The organism is Pseudomonas sp. BF-R-19 (genome assembly GCF_019956445.1).
Lineage (GTDB): Bacteria > Pseudomonadota > Gammaproteobacteria > Pseudomonadales > Pseudomonadaceae > Aquipseudomonas > Aquipseudomonas fluorescens_BH.
Window position 1 is genome coordinate 1 of record NZ_JAHBDN010000098.1, and the last position, 18,344, is coordinate 18,344.

18 protein-coding genes are annotated in these 18,344 nt (G+C 60.2%); 9 read left to right on the forward strand and 9 right to left on the reverse strand.

The window, feature by feature from the left end:
• Positions 1–16: 16 nt before the first annotated feature.
• Complete coding sequence (locus tag KGB28_RS27355) at positions 17–1,780, reverse strand: L-lactate permease (protein ID WP_223448658.1); 1,764 nt, start codon at positions 1,778–1,780, stop codon at positions 17–19.
• 180 nt (positions 1,781–1,960) lie between these two features.
• Between KGB28_RS27355 and KGB28_RS27360 the strand changes: the two genes are divergently transcribed.
• Positions 1,961–2,197 (forward strand): hypothetical protein, encoded by a 237-nt coding sequence (locus tag KGB28_RS27360; protein ID WP_150725404.1) that lies wholly within the window; start codon positions 1,961–1,963, stop codon positions 2,195–2,197.
• A gap of 37 nt (positions 2,198–2,234) precedes the next feature.
• Here the strand turns inward: KGB28_RS27360 and KGB28_RS27365 are convergent, their stop codons facing one another.
• Positions 2,235–2,495: a hypothetical protein gene (locus tag KGB28_RS27365; protein WP_223448659.1), complete on the reverse strand. Its 261-nt coding sequence runs from the start codon at positions 2,493–2,495 to the stop codon at positions 2,235–2,237.
• A 377-nt stretch (positions 2,496–2,872) separates the two neighbouring features.
• Between KGB28_RS27365 and KGB28_RS27370 the strand changes: the two genes are divergently transcribed.
• Positions 2,873–3,937: a hypothetical protein gene (locus KGB28_RS27370; RefSeq protein ID WP_223448660.1), complete on the forward strand. Its 1,065-nt coding sequence runs from the start codon at positions 2,873–2,875 to the stop codon at positions 3,935–3,937.
• 16 nt (positions 3,938–3,953) lie between these two features.
• On the forward strand, positions 3,954–4,307 hold the full coding sequence (locus KGB28_RS27375) for a DUF1428 domain-containing protein (RefSeq protein WP_150725407.1): 354 nt from the start codon (positions 3,954–3,956) through the stop codon (positions 4,305–4,307).
• 14 nt (positions 4,308–4,321) lie between these two features.
• Here the strand turns inward: KGB28_RS27375 and KGB28_RS27380 are convergent, their stop codons facing one another.
• Positions 4,322–4,516 carry a hypothetical protein gene (locus tag KGB28_RS27380; protein WP_056727280.1) on the reverse strand — a complete coding sequence of 65 codons (195 nt, stop codon included), beginning with the start codon at positions 4,514–4,516 and terminating at the stop codon, positions 4,322–4,324.
• A gap of 122 nt (positions 4,517–4,638) precedes the next feature.
• Here KGB28_RS27380 and thpR point away from each other — a divergent pair, with 122 nt between their 5' ends.
• Positions 4,639–5,181: an RNA 2',3'-cyclic phosphodiesterase gene (thpR, locus tag KGB28_RS27385; protein WP_223448661.1), complete on the forward strand. Its 543-nt coding sequence runs from the start codon at positions 4,639–4,641 to the stop codon at positions 5,179–5,181.
• A 239-nt stretch (positions 5,182–5,420) separates the two neighbouring features.
• Here thpR and KGB28_RS27390 read toward each other — a convergent pair whose 3' ends face one another.
• The 5 genes from KGB28_RS27390 to KGB28_RS27410 all read right to left on the reverse strand — a co-directional run bounded on the left by KGB28_RS27390 (position 5,421) and on the right by KGB28_RS27410 (position 10,762).
• Positions 5,421–6,518 (reverse strand): polyamine ABC transporter substrate-binding protein, encoded by a 1,098-nt coding sequence (locus KGB28_RS27390; RefSeq protein WP_223448662.1) that lies wholly within the window; start codon positions 6,516–6,518, stop codon positions 5,421–5,423.
• A gap of 177 nt (positions 6,519–6,695) precedes the next feature.
• Positions 6,696–7,580 carry an ABC transporter permease subunit gene (locus KGB28_RS27395; RefSeq protein ID WP_223448663.1) on the reverse strand — a complete coding sequence of 295 codons (885 nt, stop codon included), beginning with the start codon at positions 7,578–7,580 and terminating at the stop codon, positions 6,696–6,698.
• Positions 7,577–8,491 carry an ABC transporter permease subunit gene (locus KGB28_RS27400; RefSeq protein ID WP_223448664.1) on the reverse strand — a complete coding sequence of 305 codons (915 nt, stop codon included), beginning with the start codon at positions 8,489–8,491 and terminating at the stop codon, positions 7,577–7,579. Before KGB28_RS27400 ends, KGB28_RS27395 begins: the two co-directional genes overlap by 4 nt.
• Positions 8,488–9,630: a polyamine ABC transporter ATP-binding protein gene (gene potA, locus KGB28_RS27405; protein ID WP_223448665.1), complete on the reverse strand. Its 1,143-nt coding sequence runs from the start codon at positions 9,628–9,630 to the stop codon at positions 8,488–8,490. Before potA ends, KGB28_RS27400 begins: the two co-directional genes overlap by 4 nt.
• A gap of 370 nt (positions 9,631–10,000) precedes the next feature.
• Positions 10,001–10,762: a gamma-glutamyl-gamma-aminobutyrate hydrolase family protein gene (locus tag KGB28_RS27410; protein ID WP_223448666.1), complete on the reverse strand. Its 762-nt coding sequence runs from the start codon at positions 10,760–10,762 to the stop codon at positions 10,001–10,003.
• Positions 10,763–11,045: 283 nt separating this feature from the next.
• Between KGB28_RS27410 and KGB28_RS27415 the strand changes: the two genes are divergently transcribed.
• From KGB28_RS27415 to KGB28_RS27430, 4 genes are all read left to right on the forward strand, one after another.
• On the forward strand, positions 11,046–12,422 hold the full coding sequence (locus KGB28_RS27415) for a glutamine synthetase family protein (protein ID WP_150725414.1): 1,377 nt from the start codon (positions 11,046–11,048) through the stop codon (positions 12,420–12,422).
• Positions 12,423–12,610: 188 nt separating this feature from the next.
• Positions 12,611–14,101: an aldehyde dehydrogenase gene (locus tag KGB28_RS27420; protein ID WP_223448667.1), complete on the forward strand. Its 1,491-nt coding sequence runs from the start codon at positions 12,611–12,613 to the stop codon at positions 14,099–14,101.
• Between the two features lie 52 nt (positions 14,102–14,153).
• A complete protein-coding gene (locus tag KGB28_RS27425; RefSeq protein ID WP_223448668.1) occupies positions 14,154–15,437 on the forward strand; it encodes an NAD(P)/FAD-dependent oxidoreductase in 1,284 nt (427 codons plus the stop codon).
• Between the two features lie 438 nt (positions 15,438–15,875).
• Positions 15,876–16,424 (forward strand): cupin domain-containing protein, encoded by a 549-nt coding sequence (locus tag KGB28_RS27430; protein ID WP_046042404.1) that lies wholly within the window; start codon positions 15,876–15,878, stop codon positions 16,422–16,424.
• Positions 16,425–16,551: 127 nt separating this feature from the next.
• On the opposite strand, the gene KGB28_RS27435 is transcribed toward KGB28_RS27430, so the two are convergent.
• Positions 16,552–17,259 carry a CatB-related O-acetyltransferase gene (locus tag KGB28_RS27435; RefSeq protein ID WP_223448669.1) on the reverse strand — a complete coding sequence of 236 codons (708 nt, stop codon included), beginning with the start codon at positions 17,257–17,259 and terminating at the stop codon, positions 16,552–16,554.
• 335 nt (positions 17,260–17,594) lie between these two features.
• Between KGB28_RS27435 and KGB28_RS27440 the strand changes: the two genes are divergently transcribed.
• Positions 17,595–18,059: an anti-virulence regulator CigR family protein gene (locus KGB28_RS27440; RefSeq protein WP_223448670.1), complete on the forward strand. Its 465-nt coding sequence runs from the start codon at positions 17,595–17,597 to the stop codon at positions 18,057–18,059.
• Positions 18,060–18,344: the final 285 nt, after the last annotated feature.

The following is an 18,344-nucleotide window of genomic DNA, read 5'->3' on the forward strand; positions in this document are numbered from 1 at the left end:
CCCACAAGGGGTCGATTTAATGGCCGCCCACCACCATATGGCTGAACGGCGCGACGTAGGCCTGCAGCGTCACCAGGCCACCGACCAGGATCGCCAGCACAATCGAGTGGAAGAACACATACCGCAGGATTTCCCCTTCATGGCCGTACCAGCGGGTGGCGGTGGAGGCGACCACGATCGACTGGGCGTCGACCATCTTGCCCATGACCCCGCCGGAGCTGTTGGCGGCGGCCATCAACACCGGGCTGATGCCCAACTGCTCGGACGTCACCCGTTGCAAGCCGCCGAACAGCACGTTGGACGCGGTGTCCGAGCCGGTCAGCGCGACGCCGAGCCAGCCGAGCAGGGTGCCGAACATCGGGTAGAAAATGCCCGTCGCGGCGAAGGCCAGGCCCATGGTCGCGTCCAGGCCCGAGTAGCGCGTGAGGAAGCCCAGCGCGAGCATCGCCGCAATGGTGATCAGCGAATAACGCACCACCCACAACGTGCGCAGGTACTGGTGAATCAGTTGCGGGATCGAATACCCCATCAGCAAGCCGCCGACAATCGCCGCCAGCAGAATGCCGCTGCCAGTGGCGGTGAACCAGGTGAACTTGTACACCGCTTCTTCGGTTTTCGGTGCGGCCACCACGGGCGGGACTTTCTCGACCTGCAAATGCAGGGTGGTGAAGGTCACGACTGGCGCAAACAGCGGGTTCGCCTCGCGCATCGGCTTGCCCTGCGGATCGAGCTTGGCGGCACTGGTTTGCGGGTCGATGGCAGGGCGGGTGTCGAAGGTGTTCTTGAAGCCCTGGGTGCCCCAGATGAACACGAAGACCGTGAGGATCAGCCACGGCATCCACGCCCGCATCACTGCCGGTTTCGCCTCATTGGCAAAGGTTGCAGTGGGTACAGGCTTTTCGTCGTGCTCGGCGTCGATCTTCGAGTTGTCGTCCCGACCGGACAGGGCGGCGGAAGTGTGCACGGTGGCCGGTTTCCACACCTTGAGGAAACCGGTCAGGCATGCCATGGAAATCAGCGCGGCGATCACATCCACCAGCATTGGCCCGTGATAGTTGGATACCAGGAACTGCGGCACGGCAAAGCTGACCCCGGCCACCAGGATCGCCGGCCAGATTTCCACCATCTTGCGCCAGCCGGCAAAGGCCCAGATCAGCCAGAACGGCACCAGCACCGAGAAGAAGGGCAACTGCCGGCCGACCATCATCGACAGTTCCATTTCATCCAGCCCGGTGACCTTGGCCAGGGTGATGATCGGCGTGCCGAGGGCGCCGAACGCCACGGGGGCGGTGTTGGCGATCAGCGCCAGCCCTGAAGCGGCGAGCGGCGAAAACCCCAGCCCGATCAGGATCGCCCCGGTCACTGCCACCGGCGTACCGAAACCGGCCGCGCCTTCGAAAAACGCCCCGAAGCAGAAGGCGATCAGCAGCAATTGCAGGCGCCGGTCATCGGTGATGCGCGCCAGGGAGTCTTGCAACACCTTGAACGAGCCGTTCTCGGTGGTCAGGCGGTGCAGGAAGATGATGTTCAACACGATCCAGCCAATCGGCAGCAGGCCGTTGGCCGCACCGAACAGCGCCGCCGAACCTGCCATGCCCGCTGGCATGCCGAAGGCGAATATCGCGATCAGCAAGGCCGAGACCAGGGCGAGCAACGCCGCCAGGTGCGCCTTGATATGGAAGAACGCGAGGGACGCCAGCATCACCACCACCGGCACAGCTGCCATGAGTGTTGAAAGCACCGGGTTACCGAACGGATCGTAGACTTGCTGCCAGACCATGTTCCACCTCTGCTTTTTATTGTTGGACGTGCAGATCCCCTGGGGGGAGGTGGCTTTCAGTATAGGAGGCATTGCGCCGCTGTCAGGGCAGGCCCTCCGGTCCAGCGGGTCGGCGCAGTTCCGGGGGCTGAGCTAGCATGGCCAGTAGGGTTTGAATTCTGTCAGGGGAGCAATGCAGTCATGACCGAGCGCCATATGGAGCACAAGGAAACGCTATCGAACGGATGCAGCATCAAAGTCACAGCCGAGATATTGAAAGACGGTTCGTTGGGCATGTTCATCGGCATCTATCGGCCGGACGGCACGGCCATCGATGAAAACCACGACCCACGGCCGCACATGCTGGACATGGAAGCAGCGATGGATTGGGGGATCGATATTGCCAAGGGGATCGGCAATAGCCAGCGAACGTTGTGAGCGGTGCCGCCCGTGCCCGGGCGACCGGCGGTCGCTGTCAGAACCCGAACGAACGGGCCGAGCCTTTTGCCAGTTCGACATCCAGCAGATGCTCGACCAGCACGTCATTCAAAAACCGGAACTGATCATTGAGCCCGACCACTTCGTTGCTGAAGTGATGATCGGCTGCCGGGATCAGCAACGCCTCGAAATTTTTGTCGAACATCAGAGTCAACTCTTTACGTGACTCGAATTCCTGAGCATAGAAATTGTTGCCGAACACCGGAAAACCCACGGCGAGGGTGACGGTGTGAATCATGATGTTTGCTCCTCGCTCAGGACGTACCAGGCAAACACACTCAATGTGAACGCCGTCAGGGCCAGGCAGGTCAGCAGATGGATCAGCATGATGTTCCCCTCCGATTCGGGGTTTCGTGTTGGCTTGGGATCGATCCTACGCTGACGGCGTTCAAGCGGAAGGCAATCGCGGCGATGGTGAATATCGACGCCAGTGATGGTGGTTTTTGTGCTGTCTGCTCTGGCCCCATCGCGAGCAGGCTCGCTCCCACAAACCGCTTCACTGTGGGAGCGGGCTTGCTCGCGAAGGCGGCCTCAAGGGCGCCGCCACCTATACTTAAACCGAGGGTTTTGGGTGTCGGGCATTCCGCCCGGTGCACACTGCAGGAAGTCGCGATCTTGAGCCTGCGTTCGCTGATCATTGCCGTACTGGTGGTGTTGGCAGGGTGCGCCACACCGCCGCGTGCGCCGGTGGAAGTGGCGCCGGTCATCGTTTCAGAGAGCACCTGGCAACAAGTGGACCGGGAGATCGTCGTCGCGTCGCAGTCGGCCACCGAGCAGACCAGAATCTACGCCCGCGGCGCGATGGATTACTGGCGCACACGGGTCTATGAATTGACCGAACAGAATTTCATTCCGTGGTTCAGCAATTACTGGACCCAGGAATGGCTGTCGGTGAAGGTCAGCTGGTACAACCTCAGCGCCAAGGGCGAGCAGGACGCATCGGAAAAACGTCTGGCGGCGTACCTGCTCGAAGCCTATCAGGAGAAGGTGCTGGCCCCGGTGGCACGGGAAGTCGATCCCGATTCGATTCTCAGCCTGGCAGCGGCGTTCTACGTCGACATCCTCAAGGAAGAGCTGCAGAAAATCTCCACCCGCCACGGCGTGCCGATGGCCCAGCTCAACGGGCGCATCCAGAAAATCCCGGCCATCGCCCTCGGGCCGCCGCCAGCGCGGAACGCCTCGCTGTACCAGATCGTGCACACCGAACCGCTGAACACCTTGCCGGCCTACGCCGCGCTGGTCGACAAAATCCACAAGGCCGGTGGCGACAGGGGCGTGGGCTCGACCGACACCGCGATGGCGCCGGTGGCCAGGCGCGCCAGCCAGCGGATGGAAGCCGAAATGGCACCGCGCGGGGCCGCCAGCGCCGTGGCCGCGGCAGTCGGGAAACTCGCCGGTAGCTTGATCACGGTCGGGGTGGCGGGCATTCGCGCACTGATTCAGGCCAATGACCGGCCCGACAGCGAGGCGCTGATTCGCAGCAGCCTGGGCAATACCTTCGACAAGGCCTGGCTCAAACTGATGCAGAACCCGACCACCGGTGTCATGGCCGGCACGCTGTACATGGCGGGGCAGATCGAAGGCAGCCTGGCGGACCGCACTGCACCGCCGGTCGGTTTGAGTGCCGGGGCTGTCGATTGGACGCCAGCGCAATCGACTACCCAGCAGAACACCCCATGACCCAAGGAGAATACTCATGTCTTACGTCGATGGTTTTATCGCTGCCGTACCCTCCGCCAACCGCGGGCAATACATCAAGCACGCCGAAATCGCCGCCTCGATCTTCAAGGAAAACGGTGCCTTGAGCGTGGTCGAATGCTGGGGCGAGGATGTCCCGGAAGGCAAGGTCACCTCGTTTCCAATGTCGGTGAAGCTCAAGGAAGGCGAAACCGTGGCCTTCGGCTGGATCGTCTGGCCGGACAAGGCCACCCGCAATGCCGGGATGGACAGGATGATGCAGGACCCGCGCATGAAGCCGGACGTCAATCCGATGCCCTTCGACGGCCAGCGCATGGTCTACGGCGGGTTCGAAGTACTCCTCAAGGCCTGACGCCGCACGCGGGATCACTCCGGCGTCGGGGTGATCCTGCAACTCTTGCGCTGGCGGATTTCGTCGTCCGTCGGCCGCTCGCGGATGAACTCGAAGCGAGGTTCACCTTCGCTGTAATGCACCAGCCAGCCCCATTCCAGCTTGAGCTCATCCTGGCCGGGCTCGGGCGGTCTGGCCCACCATGGTTCCTTGCTGATGATCTGTCGCATGGCCCCCTCCGGTTTTTCGGGATGCTGAAACTATAACCTGCATGCCCCTCGGCGCCACAAATACGCTGGTCGGCAAGCGGGTGTTGAGTACACTCAGGCAGTCTTCCCAGGAGGTGCCCGGCATGAACGACGAATCCCGCGAGCCGTTCAAACGTCTGTTCTTTGCGCTGAACTGCGCTCCGGCCCAGCGCCGGGAGATCGCGCGGTGGCGCAGTGCGCTGCAACTGCGCAACGGACGGCCGGTGCCGGCGGAAAACTTTCACCTGACGCTGAAGTTTTTGGGGGCGGTGGGCGTGGCGCAGATTGCCGAGATCTGCACCGCAGCGGCGTCGATCCGTACACCGGGCGAGCGCTTGACGGTGGTGCTGGACCGGCTGGACGTGTGGCGCAGGGCAGGGGCGCTGGTGCTCGCACCGCAGCAGGCGCCCCCGGCATTGCTGCGCCTGGTGTATGCCCTGGAACAGGCGATGTTGCCGTTCGGCCTGGAGCAGGCCCCCAGGGAATACCGTCCGCACCTGACCCTGGCGCGGGACTATCGGGCGTCGGTGCCGGAGTCCGCAACGGCGCCGGAGTTCTTCCTGCGTGCCGATCGGTTCACTCTGTTCGAATCTCACAAGGGCCGTTATCGGGCGCTGGCCGAATGGCCTTTGATTGATCCCCAATAAAAAAGGCGCCCGAGGGCGCCAAAATTCACCTGAACCGAGGAAGCCAGGTGAGACCGTTCTACTTGCAGGAGAGGCAGCGGTGGTAAGGCGCTGCGTGAACGGAAAGTGTTGAACCCCCACCGATCTAATGTGGGAGCGGGCTTGCTCGCGAAGGCGTCAGGTCAGTCAACATCTCTATTGAATGTGCCGACCTCTTCGCGAGCAAGCCCGCTCCCACACTTGATCGGTGGGGTTCTGGATTATTGGCCCAACTTCACCTTGGTCCAGCCACGGGTCATGACCCGCTGAACGGCAATCGGCTGGTCCGGTACGGCATAGAGCGTGGCCATCACCGCTTCCGGCGGGTAGGAGCCCGGATCGTTGCGGATCGCTTCATCGACCAGTGGCGTGGCCGCAGCGTTCGCGTTGCTGTAGCCGATGTTGTTGGTGATGTCGGCAATCACGTCGGGGCGCATCAGGAAGTTCATGAACAGGTACGCGTTCTCGACGTTGGCGGCATCACGGGGGATGGCGAGCATGTCGTAGAAACTGGCGGCGCCTTCTTTCGGGATGCTGTAGTCGATCTTCACCTTGTCCCCGGCTTCCTGGGCGCGGGCCTTGGCCTGCAGCACGTCACCGGAGTAACCGACAGCCACGCAGATGTTGCCGTTGGCCAGGTCCGAGATGTATTTCGACGAATGGAAGTACGCCACGTTCGGGCGAATCTTCATGAACAGCGCCTGGGCTTGGGCGATGTGCTGTTTGTCCTGATCGTTCACCGGGTAGCCCAGGTAGTGCAGGGCGGTCGGGATCATTTCAGTCGGCGAATCGAGGAAGCTGATGCCGCAAGCTTTGAGCTTCTCGGCGTTTTCCGGTTTGAACAGCAGGTCCCAGGAGTTGGTCGGGGCGTTGGCGCCGAGCACTTCCTTGACCTTCTGCGGGTTGAAGCCGATGCCGATCGAGCCCCACATGTACGGGATGGCGTGGGCATTATCGGGATCGCTGGCGGAGGCGTTTTTCAACAGCACCGGGTTGAGGTTTTTCCAGTTCGACAGCTTCGACTTGTCCAGTTCCTGATAGACGCCGGCCTTGATCTGCTTGGCCAGGAAACTGTTGGACGGCACGACGATGTCGTAGCCGGATTTGCCCGCCAGCAGGCGTGCCTCAAGGGTTTCGTTGCTGTCGAAGACATCGTAGGTCACCTGGATGCCGGTCTCGTCCTCGAACTTCTTGACGGTATCCGGGCCAATGTAATCCGACCAGTTATAGACACGCAGAACCTTGTCATTGGCCTGGGCGCCAGTGGCGATTGCGCCCAATAAGGACAGTGTCAGCAGAGTCCTGCCAAACATTTTCATCGGTACAACTCCATTTCTTTTTTATTCAAAAACACATAGCAAACATTTGTGGCGAGAGCGCTCCTTTTGTAGGAGCGAGCCTGCTCGCGAAAAACACAAGGACGCCGCGTTAATTCAGACAGCCAACGTCATCGTTTACGTCCATCGCGAGCAGGCTCGCTCCTACAGGGGGCGGTACTAGGCAGTCGCGCCTGCCATTTGTTTTTTCGGTTGTTGCCAGGATTCGCTGGCGGTCTGGTCCATGGCTTCCTGGATCGCGCGCTTACGGCTGGCTTCGGCACGGCGGCTGAAGTACCAGACCATGAAGGTCACGATCGACACGGCCAACAGGATCAGGCTGGCCACGGCGTTGATTTCAGGCTTCACGCCCAGACGCACCGCCGAGAACACTTCCATCGGCAGGGTCGTAGAACCCGGGCCGGACACGAAACTCGCCAACACCAGGTCATCCAGCGACAGGGCGAACGACATCATGCCGCCCGCTGCCAATGACGGCGCGATCATCGGAATGGTGATCAGGAAAAACACCTTGAACGGCTTCGCACCCAGGTCCATGGCCGCTTCTTCGATGGACAGGTCCAGCTCGCGAAGGCGGGCGGACACTACCACCGCCACGTAGGCGGCACAAAACGTGGTGTGGGCAATCCAGATGGTGACGATGCCACGCTCCATCGGCCAGCCGATCAACTGCGCCATGGCCACGAACAGCAGCAACAGCGACAGACCGGTGATCACTTCAGGCATCACCAGCGGCGCGGTGACCAGGCCACCGAACAGCGTACGGCCCTTGAAGCGCGTAACGCGGGTCAAGACGAACGCGGCTAACGTCCCTAGTGCGACTGCTGCAATCGCGGTGTAGCAGGCGATTTCCAGCGAGCGCCCCACCGAGCCCATCAACTGGCTGTTGTCGAGCAAACCGGCGTACCACTTGATCGACCAGCCACCCCACACTGTCACCAGCTTGGAGGCGTTGAACGAGTAGATCACCAGGATCAACATCGGCAGGTAGATAAACGACAGGCCGAAAATCAGCATGAACTTTGAAAATCCGAAGCGTTTCATCCCCGTGCCTCCATCTCTTTGGCCTGGCTGCGGTTGAACAGCAGAATCGGCACAATCAGGATCAACAGCATCACCACCGCCAGGGCGGATGCCACCGGCCAGTCGCGGTTGTTGAAGAACTCTTGCCACAACACACGGCCGATCATCAGGGTTTCCGGGCCGCCCAGCAGTTCCGGAATCACGAACTCACCGACCACCGGAATGAACACCAGCATGCAGCCGGCGATGATGCCGTTCTTGGCCAAAGGCACGGTGATTTTCCAAAAGCTGTTGAAGGTGCTCGAACCCAGGTCCGATGCGGCTTCCAGCAGGCTTTGGTCATGCTTGACCAGGTTGGCGTACAGCGGCAGCACCATGAACGGCAGGTACGCATACACCACGCCGATGTAGACGGCGATGTTGGTGTTGAGGATCTCGATCGGGTGCGACGTCAGCCCGGTCCACATCAGGAACCCGTTGAGCAGGCCGTTGTTGCTGAGGATGCCCATCCACGCGTAAACGCGGATCAGGATTGCGGTCCAGGTCGGCATCATGATCAGCAGCATCAGCACGTTCTGCGCTTCCTTGCTGGCCTTGGTGATGGCGTAGGCCATCGGGAAGCCGATCACCAGGCACATCACGGTGCTGAAAAACGCCACCTTCAACGAACCCAGGTAGGCGGACAGGTACAGCTCATCCTCGCCCAGCAGGGTGTAGTTGCCGATGTTGAGCAACAGCTGGAATTTCTGCTCGGCGAAGGTGTAGATCTCCGAGTAGGGCGGAATGGCCAGGGCCGCTTCCGAGAAGCTGATCTTCATCACCAAAAAGAACGGCAGCATGAAGAACAGGAACAGCCAGATGAACGGAATCCCGATGACCAACTTGCGCCCGCTGGGGACCCACCTCAGGAATTGCTGATTGAAGGTTTTCATGCGCGCAGTACCACGCCGCTGTCGTCTTCCCACCACACGTAGACCTGATCGTCCCAGGTCGGTCGTGCACCACGGCGTTCGGCGTTGGCCATGAACGACTGGACGATCTTGCCCCCAGGCAGCTCGACGTAGAACACCGAGTGGCCGCCAAGGTAGGCGATGTCATGCACCTTGCCGCTGGACCAGTTGTAGCGGTTCTCCGGCTTGACGGTGCTGACCAGCAGTTTTTCCGGGCGGATCGCGTAGGTGATCGACTTGTCCTGCACCGACGTGCTGACGCCGTGACCGACGTAGATCTTCTGCTCCAGGTCCGGGCTGTGGATGATCGCATGACCTTCCAGGTCCTCGACCACGGTGCCGTCGAAGGCGTTCACGTTGCCGATGAACTCGCAGACCATGCGGCTGACCGGTGCTTCATAAATGTCCACCGGGCTGCCGATCTGGGCGATCCAGCCCAGGTGCATGATCGCGATGCGCTCGGCCATGGTCATGGCCTCTTCCTGGTCGTGGGTCACCATCACGCAGGTCACGCCCACGCGCTCGATGATCTCGACAAGTTCAAGCTGCATCTGCGAACGCAGCTTTTTATCCAGTGCGCCCATCGGTTCGTCGAGCAACAGCAGCTTCGGACGCTTGGCCAGGGAACGGGCCAGGGCCACGCGCTGACGCTGGCCGCCGGACAGTTGGTGCGGCTTGCGCCTGGCGTACTGGGTCATGTGCACCAGGCGCAGCATCTCCTGCACCCGGGCGTCGATTTCGGCCGCTGGCAAACGGTCCTGCTTGAGGCCGAAGGCGATGTTCTGCGCCACCGTCATGTGCGGGAACAGCGCGTAGGACTGGAACATCATGTTGATCGGTCGTTCGTACGGCGGCATGTCGGTGATGTCGACACCGTCGAGCAGAATCCGGCCTTCGGTCGGGCGCTCGAAACCGGCGAGCATGCGCAGCAGGGTCGATTTGCCGGAACCGGAACCACCGAGCAGGGCGAAGATTTCACCCTGATGGATTTCCAGGGACACATCGTCCACGGCGGTGGTTTCGTCGAACTTCTTGGTGACGCGATCGATTTTCACCAACACCTTTTTCGGTGCCTGGTGACCCTCAAGAGCCTTCCTGTAGATGCTGGAGGCGTTTGCCATGTGAAACTCCCAACAGGTTTCAGTCGCCCGGCCAACACGGCCCGGCTTAATAGTGGATTGCAAACCCGTATCAGATGATGTCCGTCAGTCCAACGCAGGACCCTGTGGGAGCGGGCTTGCTCGCGAAAGCGGTGTGTCAGGCGACATCTGTGTTGACTGTGTCGCCGCCTTCGCGAGCAAGCCCGCTCCCACATGGGGCTGTATCAGGTTGACCGGCATTGCATTCCGGCCGGGTTTATTCGGCGTCGCCATCCTGGCTGCCTGGTCGTACTTGTTGTTATTGCAGTGTGTTGTTTTCGCGAGCGGGGCACGCACAAGCGCCTGCCCGCTCGCGTTGGGCAGTTAATCGTTGACTGTGGGTATCAGTTCGTCAGCTCGAGTGACGCAGTGCCGCCCGTTGCCGGCAGGCTTCGCCGAACGCCTGGAAAATACTCAGATAAGGCGGGTTGTTCAGCACCTGCCATTCCGGGTGCCATTGCACGCCGAGGGCAAACGCCTGGCTGTGTTCGACCGAGATCGCCTCGATCAGGCCATCGGGCGCGACAGCTTCGGCGCGCAGGCCGGGAGCGAGGCGGTCGATGCCCTGGCTGTGAATCGAATTGACCTGGAACACCGCAGGCAGGTCCAGCGCTTCGAACACACCGCCCGGCTGCACATTCACCCCGTGAGCGGGAGCGTATTGCACGGCCAGGTCCGGATGGTCGGCCTCGCGATGGTCGAGGAAGCCAGGCAGTTCATGGACCTTCTGATGCAGGCTGCCACCGAACGCCACGTTCATTTCCTGGAAGCCACGGCAGATGCCGAGCACCGGAACGCCCGCTGCAATAGCGGCGCGGATCAGGGGAAGGGTGGTGGCATCCCGCGCCGGATCATGATCCGTGCCGGGGGCGCTGTCGGGGCCTTGATAGTGGAAGGGCTCCACGTTCGAAGGCGAGCCGGTCAGCAACAGACCGTCGAGCTGCGGCAGCAGGTCATCGATTTCGGTCAGGTCGCCTAAGGAAGGAATAACGACAGGCAGCCCCAGCGCGGCAACGCTGACAGCACGCAAGTACTTGTCACCGCTGATGTGGTAGGGGTGCAGGCCAATCTGTTTGACGCATGCAGTAACGCCGATCAATGGCTTGAATGCCATTTTTATCACCTCGAAGTTTCACACTTGAACGAGCTTTTCTGGAGCTTAGCCTTGTTGATTTTAATTAACAACTCTCATGTAAAAAATTCTAAACGCCGCACGTCCGATCTTCAGGATTTACGCGTGTTCGAGGGCGTATCTGGCACTCTCGTCCCTCTGATAGGCCCGAAAATAAACGTTGAAAGGCCAAGTGTTCGCTATTGACTTCACTTTGCCTTTCGGATTGACTGGGCTCGTGAAAGGGCGGTGAACATAATAATTAACAGTAAAAAATAGGTGCATCATGTCGGTCCCTCTGCGTACCGTTCAACTCAACGAAGCAAACGCATTCCTTAAGAAATATCCTGAGGTTTTGTACGTCGACCTTCTGATTGCGGATATGAACGGTGTGGTGCGCGGTAAGCGCATCGAACGCACCAGTCTTCATAAGGTTTACGAGAAAGGCATCAACCTGCCGGCGTCCCTGTTTGCTCTGGACATCAATGGTTCCACGGTGGAAAGCACCGGCCTGGGTCTGGACATCGGCGATGCCGACCGGATCTGCTACCCGATCCCCGGCACCCTGAGCATCGAGCCATGGCAGAAGCGCCCGACCGCGCAACTGCTGATGACCATGCACGAAATCGAAGGCCAGCCGTTCTTCGCCGACCCGCGTGAAGTACTGGCCAATATCGTGCGCAAGTTCGACGACCTTGGCCTGACCATCTGCGCCGCGTTCGAGCTGGAGTTCTACCTGATCGACCAGGACAACGTGAACGGTCGTCCGCAATCGCCACGTTCGCCGGTGTCCGGCAAGCGTCCGATGTCGACCCAGGTGTACCTGATCGACGACCTCGATGAATACGTCGACTGCCTGCAAGACATCCTCGAAGGCGCGAAAGAGCAGGGCATCCCGGCTGACGCCATCGTCAAGGAAAGCGCCCCGGCGCAATTCGAAGTCAACCTGCATCACGTGGCTGACCCTATAAAGGCGTGCGACTACGCGGTTCTACTCAAGCGTCTGGTGAAGAACATCGCCTACGACCACGAGATGGACACCACCTTCATGGCCAAGCCGTACCCGGGCCAGGCGGGTAACGGTCTGCACGTGCACATTTCGATTCTCGACAAAGAAGGCAACAACATCTTTGCCAGCGAGGATCCCGAGCAGAACGCCGCGCTGCGACACGCGATCGGCGGTGTGCTCGAGACCCTGCCGGCACAGATGGCGTTCCTTTGCCCCAACGTCAACTCCTACCGTCGTTTCGGCGCACAGTTCTATGTGCCGAACTCGCCGAGCTGGGGTATCGACAACCGCACCGTGGCCGTGCGTGTACCGACCGGTTCACCGGACGCTGTGCGCATCGAACACCGTGTAGCGGGCGCCGATGCCAACCCGTACCTGCTGATGGCTTCGGTATTGGCGGGCGTGCATCACGGCCTGACCAACCAGATCGAGCCGGGCGCCCCGGTCGAAGGCAACAGCTACGAGCAGAACGAGCAGAGCCTGCCGAACAACCTGCGCGACGCACTGCGCGAGCTGGACGACAGCGAAGTCATGGCGCGCTACATCGACCCGATGTACATCGACGTGTTCGTGGCGTGCAAGGAAAGCGAGCTGGCCGAGTTCGAGAACTCCATCTCGGACCTTGAGTACAACTGGTACTTGCATACCGTTTGATTGGTCGGCTCAACACAATCAAATGTGGGAGCGGGCTTGCTCGCGAAAGCGGTGTGTCAGGTGACATCAATATTGAATGTGCCGACGCCTTCGCGAGCAAGCCCGCTCCCACAGGGATTGCATTTCAGAACTTGAACTGACGGGCTTCAGCCCGACGATCACCTATTCCCCTGCGTCGAGTCACAACCATGACAAACACTCGCAGCGATTGGGAGCAGCGCTTCCAGTCCCTAACCATCGAAGGTCGCGCATTCATTGACGGCCAGTACTGCGCAGCCGCCAGCGGTGCGACGTTCGAATGCATCAGCCCCGTGGACGGTCGTTTCCTGGCGAACGTCGCCAGCACCGACGAAGCCGACGCCAATGCCGCAGTCGCCGTGGCGCGCCGCACCTTCGAATCCGGCGTCTGGTCCAACCTGGCCCCGGCCGAGCGCAAGCGCGTCCTGATCCGTTTCGCCGATCTGATCCTGGCCAACCAGGAAGAACTGGCCCTGCTCGAAACCCTCGACATGGGCAAGCCGATCAGCGACTCCATGAGCATCGACATTCCGGCGACCGCCAACGCGATCCGCTGGACCGCCGAAGCCATCGACAAGATCTACGACGAAGTCGCCGCCACGCCCCACGATCAACTGGGCCTGGTGACCCGCGAAGCGGCCGGCGTGGTCGCGGCCATCGTGCCGTGGAACTTCCCGCTGATCATGGCCAGCTGGAAATTCGCCCCGGCCTTGGCGATGGGCAACTCGTTCATCCTCAAGCCTTCGGAAAAATCGCCGCTGACCGCGATCCGCATCGCGCAGCTGGCACTCGATGCCGGCATCCCGAAAGGCGTGTTCAACGTCCTGCCGGGCTACGGCCATACCGTGGGCAAGGCGCTGGCGTTGCACATGGACGTCGACGTGCTGGCCTTCACCGGCTCCACGGCGATCGCCAAGCAACTGATGATCTACGCCGGGCAGAGCAACATGAAACGGGTCTGGGCCGAAGCCGGGGGCAAGAGCCCGAACGTGGTGTTTGCCGACGCGCCGGATCTGCGCGCGGCAGCACAGGCAGCGGCCAGCGGCATCGCCTTCAACCAGGGCGAAGTCTGCACCGCCGGCTCGCGCCTGCTGGTGGAGCGTTCGATCCGCGAGCAGTTCATTCCGCTGTTGGTGGAAGCCCTGCAAGCCTGGAAGCCAGGCCACGCGCTGGATCCTGCGACCACCGTTGGTGCGGTCGTCGACCAGCGTCAACTGGACAACGTGCTGCGCTACATCGGTATCGGCAAAGAGCAGGGCGCCCAACTGATCGCCGGCGGCAGTCGCACCCTCGAAGACACCGGTGGCCAGTACGTGGAACCGACGATTTTCGACGGTGTGACCAACGCCATGACCATCGCCCGGGAAGAAATCTTCGGCCCGGTGCTGTCGGTCATCACCTTCGACACCTTCGATGAAGCCCTGGCGATTGCGAACGACAGCATCTTCGGCCTGGCCGCCGGTGTATGGACCAGCAACCTGAGCAAGGCCCACACCTTCGCCCGCGGCCTGCGTGCCGGCAGCGTCTGGGTCAACCAGTACGACGGCGGCGACATGACCGCGCCGTTCGGCGGGTTCAAGCAGTCGGGTAACGGTCGGGACAAATCGCTGCACGCGTTCGACAAGTACACCGAACTCAAAGCGACCTGGATCAAGCTCTAACACCTTTTAAACGGCGGTCGTCGGCTCCCTGCGGCGGCCATCGGAGACACTTATGAAACAAGCACATGTAAACAGCTACTACGCCGCCACCCGCAACTTCACCGGCGATTTCCCGGTGCTGGAAGGGGCGGTGGACTGCGACGTCTGCGTGATCGGCGCCGGCTACACCGGCCTGTCCTCGGCCCTGTTCCTCGCTGAAGCGGGCTACAGCGTGACCGTGCTCGAAGCGGCCAAGGTCGGCTTCGGCGCCAGCGGTCGCAACGGCGGCCAACTGGTCAACTCCTACAGCCGCGACGTCGATGTCATCGAAGAGCGCTACGGCGACAAGACCGCCGAAATCCTCGGCAGCATGATTTTCGAAGGCGCCGACATCATTCGTCAGCGCATACAGCACTACGACATCCAGTGCGACTACCGCCCCGGCGGCATCTTCGCGGCGATGAACAAGAAGCAACTCAAGGGCCTGGCCGAGCAGAAGAAAAGCTGGGAACGCTACGGCAACAAGAACCTGAAAATGCTCGACGCGGCCGACATCAAGCGCGAAGTCGGTTCCGACGCCTACGTCGGTGGCCTGCTGGACATGCAGGGCGGCCACATTCACCCGCTGAACCTGGCACTCGGCGAGGCTTCGGCGATCATCGGCCTGGGCGGCAAGATCTACGAGCAATCGGCGGCGGTGGAAATCACCTACGGCGAACCGATCACCGTGCGCACTGCAAAAGGCGTGGTGAAGGCCAAGTACCTGTTGATCGCCGGTAACGCCTACCTGCCGCAGGGCCTGGACAACCGCGTGACCAGCAAGAGCATGCCGTGCGGTTCGCAGATCGTCGTCACCGAGCCGTTGTCGGAGAAGCAGGCCCGCAGCCTGATCAAGAACAACTACTGCGTCGAAGACTGCAACTACCTGCTCGACTACTACCGCCTGACCGCCGACAACCGCCTGCTGTACGGCGGTGGCGTGGTCTACGGTGCGCGCGAACCGGACGACATCGAACAACTGATCCGCCCGAAAATCCTCAAGACCTTCCCGCAATTGAAGGACGTGAAGATCGATTACCGCTGGACCGGCAACTTCCTGCTGACCATGTCGCGCATGCCGCAATTCGGCCGTATCGAGAAGAACGCCTACTACATGCAGGGCTACAGCGGCCACGGCGTCACCTGTTCGCACCTGGCGGGCAAACTGATCTCGGAAATGATCCGTGGCGACGCCGAACGCTTCGACGCGTTTGCATCCTTGCCGCACATGCCAATGATCGGCGGGCGCACCTTCTCGGCCCCGTTGACCGCCCTCGGCGCCGTGTACTACTCGCTGCGTGACCGTTTCGGCATCTAAGCTTTACCTCGCCGGCGGCTGCCTCCCAAAAGCTGGCCGCCGGTTTTTTACATCAGCAACACCGCAAACCACCTGTGGGAGCGGGCTTGCTCGCGAAGAGGCCATATCAGTCACCATAGATGTCGCCTGACACACCGCTTTCGCGAGCAAGCCCGCTCCCACAGGTCTTGTGTCTTAACTCAGAAATATCACCAACAGGTTGTTTTCTTCTGCCGTTTATCGAACCTGCTGAGCATTACGAACAAACGTGATTTAATAGCCGCCTTTCACGTTTCCGGGACCGGAAAACGGCGTGATCCGCGCCTGTACTCCACCCATCCATTATCCCTGTAGGAGCGAGCTTGCTCGCGAAGGCGTTGGTTCAGTCGACATCAATGTTGAAGGTCAGATCGCAATCGCGAGCAAGCTCGCTCCTACGGGTTGGCACATAAGGCTGTCATGGACACGGGCTCACGACTCAAATTAGTACGCGAAAGCTACAAAATGTCCCAGCGCGAGCTGGCCCGGCGTAGCGGCGTCACCAATGCAACCATCTCCCTGATCGAACAGAATCGGGTCAGTCCTTCCGTCAGCTCCCTGAAGAAATTGCTGGAGGGCATCCCCATGTCCCTGGCCGACTTCTTCACCTTCGATCAGCCACCGCGCGAACACCAGTACGTCTTCCGCGCCAATGAACAGCCCGACCTTGGCCGCCATGGCCTGCGCCTGCTGCTGATCGGCGCGTCCGTGCCAAGCCGGCAGATGCGTTTGCTGCGCGAGCAATACGCACCGGGCGCCAGTTCCGGCGAAGAGCCGATCGTGCATTCCGAAGGCGAGGAGTGTGGGTTGGTGACACGTGGCACCGTGGAATTGACCGTGGATGGCCAGGTGAGTGTGCTCAACGCCGGGGATGGCTATTACTTCCCGACGACCTTGCCGCATCGGTTTCGCAATATCGGGGCGGATGAGGCGGAAATCATCAGCGCCAACACACCGGCGAACTTCTGATAACCGCTTTGCGGGCAGGGTTCATCAGGAACCAGTCGTTAAAACCCGCATCTGATGCGGGTTTTTTATCATTCGAATCTGGTGACTGCCAGGCATCTTGAAGTGCAGCGTGGGTCATTTCCGCTGCTCAAGACGAAATACTGCACCCTTTGCGGGTTATCTCGATCTGTTGGTAGTCGGCGCGGTTTTCTTTGTGCAGGGTGGCCAGCCGAGACAAAGTGGCTTGCGGATCATTGAGCGGTAATGTCTTGAGTACCTCGACATCGACATCCCACCACTTGCTGTTGATCAACGCCTCAATCAACTCGGGTGTGTGCCGATACTTGACAATTTTTGCCGGGGTGCCGGCAACAATGGCGTACGGTGGTACGTCATGGGTAACCAGGGCGCGGGTTGCGATGACAGCGCCGGTGCCGATGGTCACGCCTTCCAGGATCATCGCGCTATGGCCGATCCAGACGTCATGCCCAATCGTGATGTCCGCAACCTCCGGGTCGTAAACCAGCGCGGTGTCGGTATATTGAAAGGGATGTGAACTGAGCCAGTCCAACGGATGCGAGCTCTTTTGCTGGCCGATAAAACAGCTGCTACTGATGGAACAAAACCTGCCAATGGATGAGACCGCCGAAAGGAAGCAGTCACTGCGGATATAGGTATGCGCACCGATTTCCAGCTTTTTTGACTCTATGACCACCTGCCCAAGCGTCACGCCTTCTTCAATGGTCAGTGTCGTTCTTTTGTGCAGTGACAATACACCGCCTGCCACTTTGCATTTGTGTTTGCGAATCCATCTTTTCCAGTAACTATTTCGCAAATAACTGATTATTTTTTTCATGAAAAGCTGTCTTGGATATCCGTTACAGGGCAGGGCCTGGCCTTATGAGCCAACAGTCGAGTTTAAATGAATCGGCCGGAGAGATGAATTTTTTAGAGGTTTTTCAAAAACCGCTTTTGTGCGTCTCAGTCGCTGATCAGTGCAGGTGTCAGGGATGTGCGATGAGGAGGCGCAGTGAGATGCCTATAATCGACAAGCCCCATCCTTCGGCAAACGCCTGCAAGGCTTCGATCGGATGAGCGTAGAAGGTTTGGCGGTTGGTGACTTGATGGAACCAACTTCGTCTATAACGTCTAAATATTCAGGGAATATTCCCCACCACGAAGGAATGAATCATGTTCAGGACTCGATCATTGATTGCAGCTGTTACCTGTTTGACTCTGGTCTGCGGTTCGGTGACGGCGCTGGCTGATCCCGGTAATGGCCAGGGTAGCGGGAAGGTCACCCATGGCAACCAGGGCCAGGGCAACCAGGGTGGTCATGGCAACAAGAACAAGAGTTCCGGCGGCGGTGGGGACTGGAGCAATGGCCCGAGCATCAACCGGGGCAGCGTGCTCGAGATCATTGGCGTGAATACGGGCTATTGGAGCCCCGGGCCTGACTTGCCACCGGGTATTCAAAAGAACCTTGCCCGAGGCAAGCCGCTTCCACCCGGTATCGCCAAAAAACTGGATGGCCGACTGGTCGGCAGGCTGCCCCACTACGATGGCTACGAATGGCAACAAGTCGGCACGGACCTGATCCTGGTTGCGCTGGCCACCGGGCTTGTCTATGAAATTCTCGACGGTGCGTTTGATTAACCTGTGGAAGGTAGCCTTCCTTCTGATTCAAGGTGCTCCAGCCGTTTGTCGTGGTACTTGAACTGTTGGAGGGATATCGCGTCATACGTCACGCGATATCAACCTCCTACGGAAGCAATCATGCTTTTTAAAAACAAGAGTCTCGTTGCTGTAATGTCATGCGCCATGATGCTTGCAGCCGCCCCGTTACTCCCTGATGGCCTGTCGATCATGGGTTCCGCATACGCGAAAGACGGCGGTGGTGGTGGCGGCGGAAACGGCGGCGGTGGCGGCGGTGGAAACGGC